At 38.4% G+C, this 13,925-nt stretch carries 12 protein-coding genes; all 12 read right to left on the bottom strand.

The window, feature by feature from the left end:
- The 12 genes from WAO84_RS05455 to atpE all read right to left on the bottom strand — a co-directional run bounded on the left by WAO84_RS05455 (position 1) and on the right by atpE (position 13,908).
- A complete protein-coding gene (locus WAO84_RS05455; protein WP_340064230.1) occupies positions 1 to 2,052 on the bottom strand; it encodes a copper-translocating P-type ATPase in 2,052 nt (683 codons plus the stop codon).
- 183 nt (positions 2,053 to 2,235) lie between these two features.
- A complete protein-coding gene (locus tag WAO84_RS05450; RefSeq protein WP_340064229.1) occupies positions 2,236 to 2,688 on the bottom strand; it encodes a heme-binding domain-containing protein in 453 nt (150 codons plus the stop codon).
- Between the two features lie 103 nt (positions 2,689 to 2,791).
- Positions 2,792 to 3,439 carry a DUF3347 domain-containing protein gene (locus WAO84_RS05445; RefSeq protein WP_422614476.1) on the bottom strand — a complete coding sequence of 216 codons (648 nt, stop codon included), beginning with the start codon at positions 3,437 to 3,439 and terminating at the stop codon, positions 2,792 to 2,794.
- 28 nt (positions 3,440 to 3,467) lie between these two features.
- Complete coding sequence (locus WAO84_RS05440) at positions 3,468 to 4,748, bottom strand: TolC family protein (RefSeq protein WP_340064227.1); 1,281 nt, start codon at positions 4,746 to 4,748, stop codon at positions 3,468 to 3,470.
- A complete protein-coding gene (locus tag WAO84_RS05435; RefSeq protein ID WP_340064226.1) occupies positions 4,748 to 5,101 on the bottom strand; it encodes a four helix bundle protein in 354 nt (117 codons plus the stop codon). The genes WAO84_RS05440 and WAO84_RS05435 overlap by 1 nt, the downstream gene beginning before the upstream one ends.
- 20 nt (positions 5,102 to 5,121) lie before the next feature.
- On the bottom strand, positions 5,122 to 8,868 hold the full coding sequence (locus WAO84_RS05430) for an efflux RND transporter permease subunit (protein ID WP_340064225.1): 3,747 nt from the start codon (positions 8,866 to 8,868) through the stop codon (positions 5,122 to 5,124).
- 123 nt (positions 8,869 to 8,991) lie between these two features.
- Positions 8,992 to 9,390, bottom strand: coding sequence for an HYC_CC_PP family protein (locus WAO84_RS05425; RefSeq protein ID WP_340064436.1), 399 nt, complete (start codon positions 9,388 to 9,390; stop codon positions 8,992 to 8,994).
- 545 nt (positions 9,391 to 9,935) lie between these two features.
- A complete protein-coding gene (gene atpG, locus WAO84_RS05420; RefSeq protein WP_340064224.1) occupies positions 9,936 to 10,796 on the bottom strand; it encodes an ATP synthase F1 subunit gamma in 861 nt (286 codons plus the stop codon).
- A 162-nt stretch (positions 10,797 to 10,958) separates the two neighbouring features.
- Positions 10,959 to 12,539: a F0F1 ATP synthase subunit alpha gene (gene atpA, locus WAO84_RS05415; RefSeq protein ID WP_340064223.1), complete on the bottom strand. Its 1,581-nt coding sequence runs from the start codon at positions 12,537 to 12,539 to the stop codon at positions 10,959 to 10,961.
- A 52-nt stretch (positions 12,540 to 12,591) separates the two neighbouring features.
- Complete coding sequence (gene atpH, locus WAO84_RS05410) at positions 12,592 to 13,128, bottom strand: ATP synthase F1 subunit delta (RefSeq protein ID WP_340064222.1); 537 nt, start codon at positions 13,126 to 13,128, stop codon at positions 12,592 to 12,594.
- A gap of 8 nt (positions 13,129 to 13,136) precedes the next feature.
- On the bottom strand, positions 13,137 to 13,637 hold the full coding sequence (locus WAO84_RS05405) for a F0F1 ATP synthase subunit B (protein WP_340064219.1): 501 nt from the start codon (positions 13,635 to 13,637) through the stop codon (positions 13,137 to 13,139).
- Positions 13,638 to 13,716: 79 nt separating this feature from the next.
- Positions 13,717 to 13,908 (bottom strand): ATP synthase F0 subunit C, encoded by a 192-nt coding sequence (atpE, locus tag WAO84_RS05400; RefSeq protein ID WP_340064218.1) that lies wholly within the window; start codon positions 13,906 to 13,908, stop codon positions 13,717 to 13,719.
- Positions 13,909 to 13,925 lie beyond the last annotated feature (17 nt).

Genomic DNA, 13,925 nt, shown 5'->3' with positions numbered 1-13,925 from the left:
TTATACTTTTGCTTGTAGAATTCCTTTGAGTGTTTGCGCATTAATTGCACAAATAATCGTACTGATACTCATTAAAGCTGCGCCAAATGCAGGGCTTATCATTAGCCCGGGTACAAACCCTGTTGCCAATGGCAAAGCCACGATATTGTAACCGGTTGCCCATACTAGATTTTGAACCATTTTGCGGTAAGTGGCCTTACCAAATAATATCAAGTTGGCTATGTCTTTTGGGTTGCTATCGACTAAAACAATGTCAGCAGTCTCAGCGGCTACATCAGTTCCGGAGCCAATAGCAATACCGACATCTGCCTGTGCTAATGCGGGAGCATCGTTTACACCATCACCGGTCATAGCAACAAATTCTCCCATGGCCTGTAGCTCTGTTATTTTTTCCTGCTTTTGGTCTGGCAACACCTCTGCCATATAATCATCAAGACCTAATTTATTGGCTACATCTTTTGCCACTTTTTTATTATCACCTGTGAGCAAAGAGACTTTAATATTGTTTTTTTGAAGTATTTCAATTGCCTCATAAGAGCTTTCCCTAATTTCATCGGCGAAGGTTATGAAGCCTATTAATTCATCATTTACTATGGTAAATATTTTGGTTTCTATGCCTTCGTCTTTATCCTCTGTAACATTTTGCTTCAATTGTTCCATTAGTAAATACCCCCCCGCTTGTACTTTTTTTCCGTTAACCGTTCCACTTACACCAACACCTGCATTGTACTTGAAGTTGGTTACTGAAGGGATCTCAATATTTTCCTCTTTTGCTTTTCGTCTTAATCCTTTGGAAATATGATGTTCGGAAGGATTTTCAACGGCAGTTGCATATTTTAAGAGCTCTGTTTCATCATATTCGGGTGATAATGGGACAATCTGTACTACTTCGTGTGAACCTTTGGTAAGTGTTCCGGTTTTATCAAACACAATAGTCGATATTTTTCGGGAAGCTTCAAATGCTGTTCGGTTGCGAATCAAGAGTCCGTTTTTAGCAGAAATACTGGTAGAAATTGCAGCGACTAAAGGTACTGCCAGTCCCAGGGCATGCGGACAACAGATAACCATTACGGTAACCATACGTTCCAGGGCAAACGATACATCTTCTCCCAGGGCGAGCCAAGTAAAGAACGTGCCGAAACCTAATACCAATGCGATTACAGTAAGCCATTTTGCTGCTACGTCTGCCAAACGTTGCGTTTTAGATTTCTGTTTTTGAGCGGTCTGTACCATATGTATCACTTTGGATAAATAGGTTCCTTCTCCTATGCCTTTTACTCTTACTTTGATGACCCCATTACCATTTATAGCACCACCAATTACTTCTTCATCAACTGTTTTACTTACAGGCTTACTTTCACCAGTAAGCATACTTTCATTAAGGTCGCTTTTACCTTCTACTATAACGCCATCAGCTGGAACTTTCTCACCTGGTTTAATGAGTATGATATCGCCCTTGGTTAACTCACTTATTTTAACTTTGCGAGTTTGGTTTCCATCAACCAAATTGGCTTCATTGGGCATTAGTGCCGCCAAAGCTTCTAAGGCTTTACTTGCGCCCAAAATGGAACGCATTTCAAGCCAATGGCCAATCAACATCACATCGATAAGCGTTGCCAACTCCCAAAAAAACGTTTTACCCTCAAACCCAAAAATAACAGCAACACTGTAAAAATATGCTGCCGAAATTGCCACGGCAACGAGGGTCATCATTCCTACAGACTTCTTCTTCAACTCATTTACCAAACCTTTTAAAAATGGCCATCCACCATAGAAGTAAACAACGCTCGATAAAGCAAACAGTACATAATTACTGCCTGTGAAATTCCAGTTTACCCCCAACCATTTCTGTATCATTTGTGATAATACAAGAATAGGTATGGTTAAAATGACAGAGACCCAAAACCTTCGCTTAAAATCTTCTATCATCATTTTGTGATGGTCATGCCCCATTTCTCCGTGAGCAGGGTTATGACCAGAATGGTTCATTTCTGCCTTCTGCTCGGGATGGTTTTCATGGTTATGGTGTTTGTGGTGTTCGTGATGTTCCATTTTAATTTTCTTTGATACTATTCAACATAAAACCCCCTTGTTCCAATGGGGTAATACAGATACGTGCGCTACCAGAAACAACAACAATTCATATACTTTGGTAATTAGTTTAATTCATTCTTCTTTTATAGTGTCTAAAACGGGGAGGGCTATCTTTTATCCCCTTTTCATTTAAGGGCTTCATTATAAACTGTCTTTTAGTTTTTTCATATAATCAATAATCAAGACCTTTTCAGATCTGGACAACCTGGCATCCTTATGAACTAAGGTGTAAGATGCCAATGGCATTTCATCACCTTTGATCTGACTAATTATTGACTTTAGTTTGCTGTTTTTTCTTCGGTTGGAATACGTACCCCATTCATTGAAATTCAATTCTTCCTTTCCGTGTTTTATATGGTTTTCTAAAAACCAGGCAATAGGTTGTACTTTGTTATACCAAGGATATTGTGTGTTATTACTATGACAATCATAGCAGGATACCTCTAATGATGTCCTAATATTTTCTTGAGTGTTGTTTACTAAGAAGAAATCGGTTTTTGGCACGGTATCACTTTGGTTGAGATCTGTAGGCACAAACTGTATGCCCACAAATCCAACCAATAAAATCAATGCTATGATTTTTGCAATTTTCACGTGTTTATTCTTATTGTTTTTCAATGGTTACATGTAACCTTTAATGTTTAAAATAATCATTAAACACACAGCATAATGATTATTTTAAACATGTTGGTTTTATTTAGTTAATTTCTCGCTGTACCTTTCCGCATTTCAACATCTGGCTTCCATAGTATGGATTACGCACTTCTTCCTTTGTGCTTAACCAGGCTGTACCACCATCATACATAGGGCAAAATTGCTCGTATAGTTTCACTTGTGTTCCCGTGATAGCTACCATATCTGTAATATCCTTACTCAAAACTTTAAAGTGCTCACGTTGGTGTTTAATATCGCTTTCACTTATGTGTTCAGCGTGCTCGATAGCATCTTCCATAATATCGTTTAATTCAGACTGCTCTTTACCTGAAAAGCCAGATGCATCAAATGATCTTAAAGATTGAGCCAATACAGTACCCAATTCTTTTGCCTTTGCATTATCATCATTTACCAAAGCATCTTTAAGAGCCATATAATCTGCCAGTACTTTTTGGGCATTTGAATCCTGTGTATTAGATTCCTTTGTATGGTTGGGTGTACTCATTTTATCATGATCCATTTCTGAGTGCATAGAATCATTATCATGGGTGTTTTCTTTTTTAGTGTCTTTACAAGACATGGCAGATAGGCTTAAAAAGGCTACTGCTACAATTGTTGTTAATTTTACTTTTTTACTCACAACATTTTTATTGTTGTTTTTGTATTCGTGGTTTTTCTTTGAAAAGTTCATTGTTATTAATTTTAAATTATACTTGTTTTTAGTTACTTAAATAATTTATGATTGTTGTTTGTACATAGAAGGTTTTCACCGATTCTATTTGGTTTATTTGAAACTTCAATTGTAGTTCCTGAATATCCAGAACATCGTTAAAGTCTATTGTTCCTGTTTCATAACTTTTAATTAAAATTTCTTCAGCGTCATTGGCTTGCTCTAAATTTTTGGATTGGGTCTCATAGCTTATTCTTGCAGAGATCCTATCTTTCACAGCTTGATCCAGAGCCGTTTCCAGTTTATTCAATCGCTGTTGTTTCTGAGCTGTTATTTCCTGCTGTTGAAACTCGTTCTGTTTGGTTTGCGATTTGTATTTTTTGTTAAAAATTGGGATTGATACTGATAACATAGGCATTATCACATCCTTTCCGTTATCACTAAAATCCATATTGGGTCGTTTTTCCACATTAACATAATCTAGTCCAAAACCAATCATAGGGAGGCTTTCCTTTTGGTTTAACAGTTCTGACTGCTCAACAGACTGGTAGAGTTTATCATATTTTATCAATTCGGGATGGAGGGATAAATCTTCGATATTTACTAAAGTAGTTTCGGAGAGAATGGTTAATTCGTCAACAACATTTACAACCACATCTTTATTGCGATTTAAAAGCTTATTAAGTGTTGTTTGTTCAGCCAAATATTGTTGGGCCAATACTTCTTTTAGTTGTTCCAGTTCATTTTGACGCATTTGCAATCGCAATACATCTACTGCCGAAGCTTTACCAACTTCTAGAGAGGTAAGGGCCATTGTCTCATACGTTTCAAGCAATTTAATATTTTGAGCCAATACTTTTTGTTTGGCTTTATTGGCGTACAAATTGTAGTAAGACTGTGATACGGCAGCAACTAATTTTCTCTTGGCAATAACAATATCCTCATATTTGGCATCGGCCAGTGAACTGACATAGTTTTCCCTGGCGGTTATCGATCCAAACCAGGGTATCATTTGTCTTGCTGATACCTTAAAGCGTTGAGCCCCTGTTCTTGTTTCGGGTTCACTAACAAAATAACCCACTGCAAATTCAGTATTTGGAATGGCATTTACTTCATTTACTTTTTCTGAAACAATACTGTATTGTAATTCAAATTTTTGAATTTCCGGGCTGTTTTTCAGAGCTTCATTAATAAGAGTTTCCAATTGTTGTGCGCTTATAAAGTGAAAAGCTAAAAGTGAAAAGCTAAAAGCGAATGCTCTCTTCAAATTATAAGTGAAAAGTGAACGACTAAAAACAAGTTTGTTTTTATTTTGAATTAAAGTTTCCATTATAATTTTGATTTTGTCGTTTTTACTGAGCTTACTAACATTGCGACTAATTCTTTGCAAATGGAATACAATTGCTCATAAATAGCCACAGAGATATAATTGGTATCCTTCAATAAATCCAGCCAATACAATGTTTCGCTCGCTTCTTTTAAAGCAATACTCATTTTATTGATAAAATCCTTGCTGCTTTGAGCGAATTCTGCTTCTCTAATAAGCGCTCCAATCGCAGTACCACTTCTTAAAAGTTGTTTACTCAATACATATTCTCTTTTTTCATTCACTAAATTTTGAGATAACCTTACTATCTCTATTGCGAATTCGTAACTCTTATTTTTCAATATACCTTTAGTCATAATTTTTCACTTTGCATTTTTCACTTTGCATTTTTCACTTTCATTTCAGCTCTCCAACTGTATAAAACGGGCACAACAAACAACGTAATCAATGCGATAAGCATTCCGCCAAAACTTGGTATTGCCATAGGAATCATTATATCACTTCCACGCCCTGTAGATGTTAGAACTGGCAGTAATGCCAAGATGGTGGTTGCGGTAGTCATCAAACAAGGACGAATACGTTTTTCTCCAGCTTCTACGACGGATGATCTAATTTCCTGTTTAGTTTCAGGGGTGTTTCTATCAAATGTCTGGGTTAGGTATGTTGCCATTACTACACCGTCATCGGTAGCAATACCAAATAGTGCAATGAAGCCAACCCAAACAGCAACACTTAAATTAATAGTCTGTATTTGGAATAAGTCCCGTAAGTTTTCCCCAAAAAAACTAAAGTTTAAAAACCAATCCTGACCGTATAACCAAATCATTATAAAACCCCCTGCAAATGCTACTGCAATTCCCGTAAAAACCATTAAAGAAGTGGTAACAGAACGAAATTGAAAATACAAAATCAGGAAGATAATTAACAGTGCCAGTGGCACTACCACAGATAAGGTTGCCTCTGCTCGCAATTGATTTTCATACGTTCCGGTAAATTGATAGTTAATGCCTTTGGGTACTACCAATTCTCCCAAATCAATTTTCTGCTGAATTAGAGCCTGGGCATTTTCAACTACGTTTGTTTCTGCAAATCCATCTAACTTATCAAACAGTACATAACCCACTAAAAAGGTATCTTCACTTTTAATGACCTGCGGACCTTGTTCGTAACGAATGTTTGCCAGTTCACTTAACGGAACCGGGCTTCCTTTTTCAACCGGAACATAGATATTCTTTAAATCATCTGGTTTATCACGAAGTTCTCTTGGATAGCGAACGCGAACACCATAACGTTCACGGCCTTCAACGGTTTGGGTCAGTACCATTCCGCCAACTGCAACTCTTAGCACGTTTTGAACATCATCAATTGAGGCTCCGTAACGTGCCAGTTTTTCTCTGTCTATATCAATTAACAGATAAGGTTTTCCAACTATTCTGTCTGCAAAAACTGCTTCTGTTTTAACACCTTCAGCTTCCTTTAAAATATCTTCCAACTGAATTCCAAAAGCTTCAATTTGTTTTAGGTCTTGCCCCTTTACTTTTATTCCCATAGGAGCACGCATTCCTGTTTGAAGCATTACCAACCGTGTTTCAATGGGTTGCAGTTTAGGTGCTGAAGTAACTCCGGGCAGTTTGGTTACTTTTACGATCTCGTTCCAAATATCATTAGGCGAGTTTATTTCTGGTCGCCAGTTTCTAAAAAATTCGCCGTCATCGTCCGGAATTAAATTATCTGAAGATTCATTAACCGTACTAAAAACCTTTTTCCCGCTTTTTCGAGCTTTCTCTACTTCTTCAGTACTTATGGTATTATTTGGGTTTTCAGTCAAATTTCCGTCTGTTCTAATAAAAAACCCTGCATCATTGACCTTATATCGCTGGCGTTTGCCTTTTTCATTCAATATATATTCCGGTTTATATTGAATGACGTTTTCATACATTGATAAAGGTGCTGGGTCTAAAGCTGATTCTGTTCTACCTGACTTACCAACTACAGTTTCAATTTCAGGAATACTGGCTACAGCCATATCTAGCTGCTGTAAAACCCTTTTGTTCTCTTCAACTCCTGCATGGGGCATTGAGGTTGGCATTAGCAGGAATGAACCCTCATTTAATGAAGGCATAAATTCTTTACCTGTGTTTTTCATTATGAAAAAACCAGCAATGACAATAAGTGTTGGTATGGATAGAAATAATAATTTATGGGCAAGAGCCCACTTTAAGATACGTGTGTATTGTTTTCTGAATAAGGTAAATACACCCAATAGTCCGAAACAAATAAGCCCAACAAAAATTAAGTTCCAAAGGATGCTTCTATCAACACCAAGCGGTCGCCAATATTCTGCTAACAGAAATACTATAGCAAATGCAGAAATCCCTATGTTTAAGAGGTTGGCGCGTTTTTCTGTAATTCTGTCCTGTGATTTTAAAAAAGCAGTAATGCCAAACGCAATAAGGACTAATCCCAGCCAAGAACCATAAATTATGGCCACAATACCAAAGACAACTAACAGACCATTGATTATATAGCCTGATAGTTTCTGTAGGCTTTTCTTTCTAAATAAGAATGCTGCAAAAGGCGGAATTAAGAATAATGCTACGATAATCGATGCTGTTAGTGCAAATGTTTTAGTAAATGCCAGAGGTCTGAATAATTTACCTTCTGCTCCTATCATTGTAAAAACCGGAATGAAACTGATAATTGTGGTCATTACTGCGGTAACGATCGCACCAGAAACTTCTGCAGTAGCGTTATAAACAACGGTGTTTATAGGCAGTTTTTCATTGTTTTCGTCTAAATGCCTAATAATGTTTTCAGAAAGTATGACACCCACATCTACCATTGTGCCAATGGCAATAGCGATACCAGATAACGCCACGATATTTGCATCTACGCCAAAAAATTTCATGGCAATAAACACCATTAAAACTGCAACGGGCAGAAGCCCCGATATGAGTACCGAGGCTCGAAGGTTAAATACCATAATGATGATAACCAAAATGGTAATCAGAATCTCTAATGTCAATGCCTCGTTGAGTGTGCCCAGTGTTTCCTGTATGAGTTCGGTTCTATCATAAAAAGGCACAATAGTTACTTGTGATGTTCTTCCATCACTCAATACTTTAGAAGGTAACCCAGGGCTTAACTCATTTATTTTTTCTTTTACATTATTGATGACTTCCATCGGGTTTGCACCATAACGAGCTACCACAACCGCCCCCACGACTTCTGCACCTTCTTTGTCTAACATTCCCCTTCGAGTTGCCGGACCCAATGACACTTTGCCTATGTCTTTAATTTTAATTGCCGTATAATCTTCAGATGCAACGACCGCATTTTCTATGTCACCAATAGACTTAATATAACCTAAGCCACGAACAAGATATTCGGCTTTATTTATTTCTAATGTTTGGGCTCCAATATCTTTGTTACTTTCTTTTACGGCTTTTACAACTTGGTTTAGCCCAATATTGTATTGTCGCATTAATTCTGGATTCACATCTACCTGGTATTCCTGAACGTAACCACCTATGGACGCCACTTCTGATACTCCACTTGCAGACGACAAAGCATATTTTACATAGTAGTCCTGAATGCTTCGCAATTCGTGTAAATCCCATCCGCCGGTAACCTTGCCATTTTCATCCCGACCTTCAAGTGTGTACCAAAATATTTGACCTAAACCGGTAGCGTCAGGACCCAAAGCTGGATTGACACCTTCTGGAAGTAGCCCACTGGGCAATGAGTTTAGCTTTTCGAGAATGCGACTACGACTCCAATAGAATTCTATATCTTCTTCAAAAATGATATAGATACTGGAAAAACCAAACATAGACGAACTTCGTATGGTTTTCACTCCCGGGATACCCAGGAGTGATGTTGTTAATGGATACGTGATTTGGTCTTCTATGTCTTGTGGCGAACGACCATCCCATTTGGTGAAGACTATTTGCTGATTTTCACCAATGTCTGGAATGGCATCTACGGCTACCGGGTTAGCTGGCAAAAAACCAGTATCCCAGTTAAAAGGTGCATTTACAATTCCCCAGCCTATAAAAAAGACGAGTAATAGTACTGCAACAAGTTTGTTCTCTATTAGAAGTTTTATGCTTTTGTTTAGCATTTACTAGATAATTAAATAATTAGACATTGATGTTGAGAAAACACCGAATACCTGCCTGCCAACGGCCGGAAAATTATCCTAATGGAAGATCATCCACTGGACAGTAAATCTATTATTTAAAAATCAAATTAAGTATGCCTCATCAAGCTTGTAGATCTGCCTGACAACGAGAGGGGGTATATATTCCTGGTAAGAAACAACCTTTTTATCTATACTTTCAAATATGTGGATATACGTATAAACAAATGAAGCAACGAAAAATTTTTGGCCAAAAGATATTTTTAGTTCATCCTGACCGTCAACTACCAACTGCTCATCAGAACAACAATCTTTCATTTTAACAGAACAACCCCCGGTTGAAGGATTTTCCATTTCCATCCCACAACCTTTTGCTTTTTGGAATACGGCAGTTTCAACCAGATTATCTCCACAATAATGCATATCAACAGTAAATGACATTGTAGAAAACAGCACTACAAAAGCCATCAAAAAGGATGATATTTTATGAAAAGCTTGCTTCATAGGTAATGCAAAGGTATAAAATCTTGACATTTTTATTAGGTTTAACAGAATTTTAATTTTGCAATCAACTTTTGAATGAGTTATTTATTGTTAAAAAACGAGTGCTTTAGCCAGGGGTTGCAAATTTAGTGGGTAAGTATGGGACAGGTAGTACAGGTGGCTTCAAAACACGAAGCAGAAAACCTGTTTACGGGAGTTTTTGTGGTGAGAGACCTCAAAGATCCTGGACTATCCGAAAATCTGTAGCTTTCGGCAATTCTACTACAACTGGTTTAGATAGCACAATCTCTTGAATGGTAAGACCCGTCCGGAAAAAGTATATGAAAGAAGCGACAAAACTTCTATTTGTGATGATATGCAAGCAATGTTTGATAAAAATAGCAAACACATTCAGGAATAAAATGACATAGCAGACCTTACCTTATAAAAACGGGTTCAATAAGTAAATCCCAAAGCTTGGATCAAGCTTTGGGATTTGCTTATTTTTAAAGGTTAGAGATTAAAAGAATGTCTTTGAATCTCACAATTAAGTAACCTTATGTGATTTAATTATTAAGGGCCTCTGCACCTCCAACAATCTCAAGGATCTCATTGGTAATAGCTGCCTGTCGTGCTTTATTATAGGTAAGGGTAAGTGCATCTTTGAGTTCCCCGGCATTATCAGTTGCTTTGTGCATAGCCGTCATACGTGCTCCGTGCTCACTGGCAAACGAATCTCTAACAGCTTTATAAAGCTGTGTTTTAAGAGATTTAGGTATTAATGTTTTTACAATTTCAGCTTTTTCAGGCTCAAATATATAATCTACATTGGTAGTGCTTTCGTGTGAAATCGGAACTATAGGCAAATACTGTTCGGTCATCACAATCTGTGTACCTGCATTTTTGAACTTGTTATATACCAGTTCTATTTTGTCGTATTGCCCTTCTTCAAAAAGGTTCATAAGCTGTTCGGCCACTACGGCTACATGTTCAAAAGTAAGATCGTCAAAAACCTCATTATTGTTAGTGACTATCTCAAACTTCTTTTTAAGGATGTCATTTCCTTTTTTACCTATAGTAACCAGGTCAACCTGTTTCCCTTTATAAGTATCTCCCGCCAAACGGTTTACTCCTTTAACGATATTGGAATTAAAGGCTCCACACAATCCTCTGTTGGAAGTAATGGCTACTACTAACACCCTGTTTACTTCACGATTTTCTGCAAATTTGCTTCCGCTGTCTGCATCCAGAGTGGCGCTAAGACTTTGTAAAAGCTCGGTAAGCTTGTTTGCATAGGGCCTCATGGCAGTTATGGCATCCTGCGCTTTCTTAAGTTTGGCTGCAGAAACCATTTTCATAGCACTGGTGATCTGCATGGTTGATTTTACCGATGAGATCCTGTTGCGTATTTCTTTTAAGTTTGCCATTCTCTTTCCAGTTAAGAATTAGAATTGAGGAAGAAGTTTTACTTTTTTAACGGTTTCCCTTCTATAACTGCTCCCTGCAAAATGGTTATTTAGTAAATTCCTGAAGAAGATCCTGTAATTACAGATGATAACTGCAATTACGGAGATCCCGGCAGGTTTTAATTATGCTTTATAGCCAGCAGAAAGCTCTCTAGCCACATCAGTAAGGACATCAGTTACCTCATCGGTAAGCTTTCCAGATTTAAGCGTATCAAGAACATTTCTGTGTTTTGTATTGAGATACTCCAGATATTCTCTTTCAAACTCTTTTACGCGCTCTACCGGTACATCTCTCAACAGGTTTTTCGATCCTGCAAAAATAATGGCTATCTGGTCTTCTACAGTATATGGGTCATTCTGTGATTGCTTGAGGATCTCTACATTTCGCTTTCCTTTTTCAATCACATTAAGGGTAGCTGCATCTAAGTCTGAACCAAACTTGGCAAAAGCTTCAAGCTCGCGGAACTGTGCCTGGTCCAGCTTAAGGGTACCTGCTACTTTTTTCATGGATTTTATCTGTGCCGAACCTCCTACACGGGATACTGAGATACCAACGTTAATGGCAGGGCGTACACCGGAGTTAAACAGATCAGACTCCAGGAATATCTGCCCGTCTGTAATAGAGATCACATTGGTAGGTATATAGGCAGATACGTCTCCCGCCTGTGTTTCAATAATAGGAAGTGCCGTTAAAGAACCTCCTCCTTTTACAACCGACTTTAAACTATCCGGAAGGTCGTTCATTCCTTTGGCAATATCATCATCATTGATCACCTTTGCAGAACGCTCCAGCAATCTTGAGTGCAGATAAAATACATCACCAGGATACGCCTCACGTCCCGGAGGTCTGCGAAGTAACAATGATACCTCACGATAAGCAACTGCCTGCTTGGAAAGATCATCATACACTATTAAAGCAGGACGACCGGTGTCACGGAAATACTCACCGATGGCGGCTCCTGCAAAAGGAGCATATACCTGCATAGGAGCAGGGTCTGATGCATTGGCCGCAACAATAACGGTATAGGCAAGTGCACCTTTGTCTTCCAGGGTTTTGGCAATACCTGCTACGGTTGATGCCTTTTGCCCGATGGCTACGTAGATACAGAATACGGGTTCTCCGGCATCGTAAAACTCTTTCTGATTAATAATGGTATCGATACAAACGGTAGTTTTACCGGTTTGACGGTCACCAATAACTAATTCCCGCTGACCTCTTCCTACAGGGATCATGGCATCTATTGCCTTTACTCCTGTTTGCAGGGGTTCATTCACAGGCTGACGGAAGATAACACCCGGGGCCTTACGCTCCAGAGGCATTTCATAAAGCTCTCCTCCTATCGGGCCCTTACCATCTATGGGGTTTCCTAAAGTATCTACCACACGCCCCAGCATTTCTTCTCCTACTTTAATAGAAGCGATACGCTGTGTACGTTTTACAATAGCTCCTTCCTTAATTTCTCTTGAAGGACTCAAAAGTACGGCTCCTACATTATCTTCTTCCAGGTTCAGTACAATCCCTTCCAAACCTCCTTCAAACTCTACTAACTCGCCGTACTGCGCATTGGAAAGACCGTATATACGTGCAATACCGTCACCCACTTCCAAAACGGTTCCTACTTCATCAAGAGAAGCCTCGGCCTCAAATCCCGATAGTTGTTTTTTTAATATTGCTGATACTTCAGCGGGTTTAACTTCTGCCATCTTTATTCGTATTTTAACTGTGAGATGTTAGATTTTACTATCTAAATATTCTTTAATTACTTGTAAATGTTCTTTTTAGGTCAGACAATTTGCCTGCAATACTGGTATCATATTGTAAATCGCCCACACGTAAAATAAAACCGCCAATAATACTCTCGTCTATTTTACTTTCCAGATTCACTTCTTTTCCTGTGAGTTCCTTTACTTTCCCGAGTACTTTGTTTTTTAAATCATCGGTTAAAGGAACAGCGGTGGTTACCACTGCGGATTGTACTCCCTTGTGCTCGTTGTGTAAGGTAATATATTTCCCGGCTACCTCATACAATAAAGCTACTCTCTTATTATCTATCAGTACATCTATTAAGCGTATGGTGGCGGCATCTGCTTCTGCAAATACTTCTTTGAGGGCTGATTTTTTCACTTCCGATTTAATTACCGGGCTCTGAAGAAAATCCTGAAGTTCTTTTTCTTTGGCAATGGTTTGTAAAACATGCTTCATATTGGCATGTATTATATCTGCCTTACCCTGTTCCAATGCCAGGGAGAGTACTGCTTTTGCATAACGTATTGCTGCTCTGGTTCCTGCCATATCCTTTATTAATTTAGGGTTACTTCACCCAACATATCTTCTACCATTGAAAGCTGTTTCTTCTTATCGGCAAGGGCTTCTTTCATAACTTTTTCTGCAATGTCAACAGAAAGTATAGCTACCTGATTTTTAAGATCTGCCACAGCCGCCAACTTTTCGCTTTCAATAGCTTCCTGCGCCTGTTTTATTATTTTGTCTGCCTCTGTCTGGGCACTCTCTTTGGCATCAGAAATAATTTTATCTTTTATTTCACGAGCCTCTTTAAGGATAATTTCTCTCTCTGCACGGGCTTCTTTAAGAATACGCTCGTTATCTGCATTGATGTTCTGCATTTCCTTACGGGCCTTCTCTGCAGCGGCAAGGGCATCTTTTATGCCGTCTTCACGGTCATTAACTGCTTTTAGGATAGGTTTCCAGGCTACTGCCCTTAGCAGGAAAAAAAGCAAAATAAAAAGCAGGGTCTGCCAAAAAAACAATCCTAATGAAAACTCTTCTAATAACTTTTCCATGTTGTTACGTCTTTATTGTAATGCAATGCTTAATTTTTAAACAGGGCTGCAACCAACCGTTGCAGCCTCTGTTTTTTTGTTATACTGCAAATAATGCAGCAAATCCGATACCTTCAATCAACGCTGCTGCAATAAGCATCGCTGTTTGAATTTTTCCGTATGCTTCAGGCTGTCTGGCAATAGCATCCATTGCTCTACCACCAATCTGTCCGATACCGATACCTACACCGATAACTACCAGACCTGCACCTACGATTCCTGGAATTGTCATAATTATTCGTATTTAAA

Origin of the sequence: Ascidiimonas aurantiaca, from assembly GCF_037646345.1 — a bacterium.
GTDB classification, from domain to species: domain Bacteria; phylum Bacteroidota; class Bacteroidia; order Flavobacteriales; family Flavobacteriaceae; genus Ascidiimonas; species Ascidiimonas aurantiaca.
This window is presented reverse-complemented; position numbering and strand designations above follow the sequence as displayed.

Excerpts from the sequence above, each read along its gene's own strand:
- WAO84_RS05455 (WP_340064230.1), bottom strand. The coding sequence starts at position 2,052 with ATGGAACATCACGAACACCACAAACACCATAACCATGAAAACCATCCC.
- WAO84_RS05445 (WP_422614476.1), bottom strand. The coding sequence starts at position 3,439 with ATGAACTTTTCAAAGAAAAACCACGAATACAAAAACAACAATAAAAAT.
- WAO84_RS05440 (WP_340064227.1), bottom strand. The coding sequence starts at position 4,748 with ATGGAAACTTTAATTCAAAATAAAAACAAACTTGTTTTTAGTCGTTCA.
- WAO84_RS05435 (WP_340064226.1), bottom strand. The coding sequence starts at position 5,101 with ATGACTAAAGGTATATTGAAAAATAAGAGTTACGAATTCGCAATAGAG.
- WAO84_RS05430 (WP_340064225.1), bottom strand. The coding sequence starts at position 8,868 with ATGCTAAACAAAAGCATAAAACTTCTAATAGAGAACAAACTTGTTGCA.
- WAO84_RS05425 (WP_340064436.1), bottom strand. The coding sequence starts at position 9,390 with ATGAAGCAAGCTTTTCATAAAATATCATCCTTTTTGATGGCTTTTGTA.
- atpG (WP_340064224.1), bottom strand. The coding sequence starts at position 10,796 with ATGGCAAACTTAAAAGAAATACGCAACAGGATCTCATCGGTAAAATCA.
- atpA (WP_340064223.1), bottom strand. The coding sequence starts at position 12,539 with ATGGCAGAAGTTAAACCCGCTGAAGTATCAGCAATATTAAAAAAACAA.
- atpH (WP_340064222.1), bottom strand. The coding sequence starts at position 13,128 with ATGGCAGGAACCAGAGCAGCAATACGTTATGCAAAAGCAGTACTCTCC.
- WAO84_RS05405 (WP_340064219.1), bottom strand. The coding sequence starts at position 13,637 with ATGGAAAAGTTATTAGAAGAGTTTTCATTAGGATTGTTTTTTTGGCAG.
- atpE (WP_340064218.1), bottom strand. The coding sequence starts at position 13,908 with ATGACAATTCCAGGAATCGTAGGTGCAGGTCTGGTAGTTATCGGTGTA.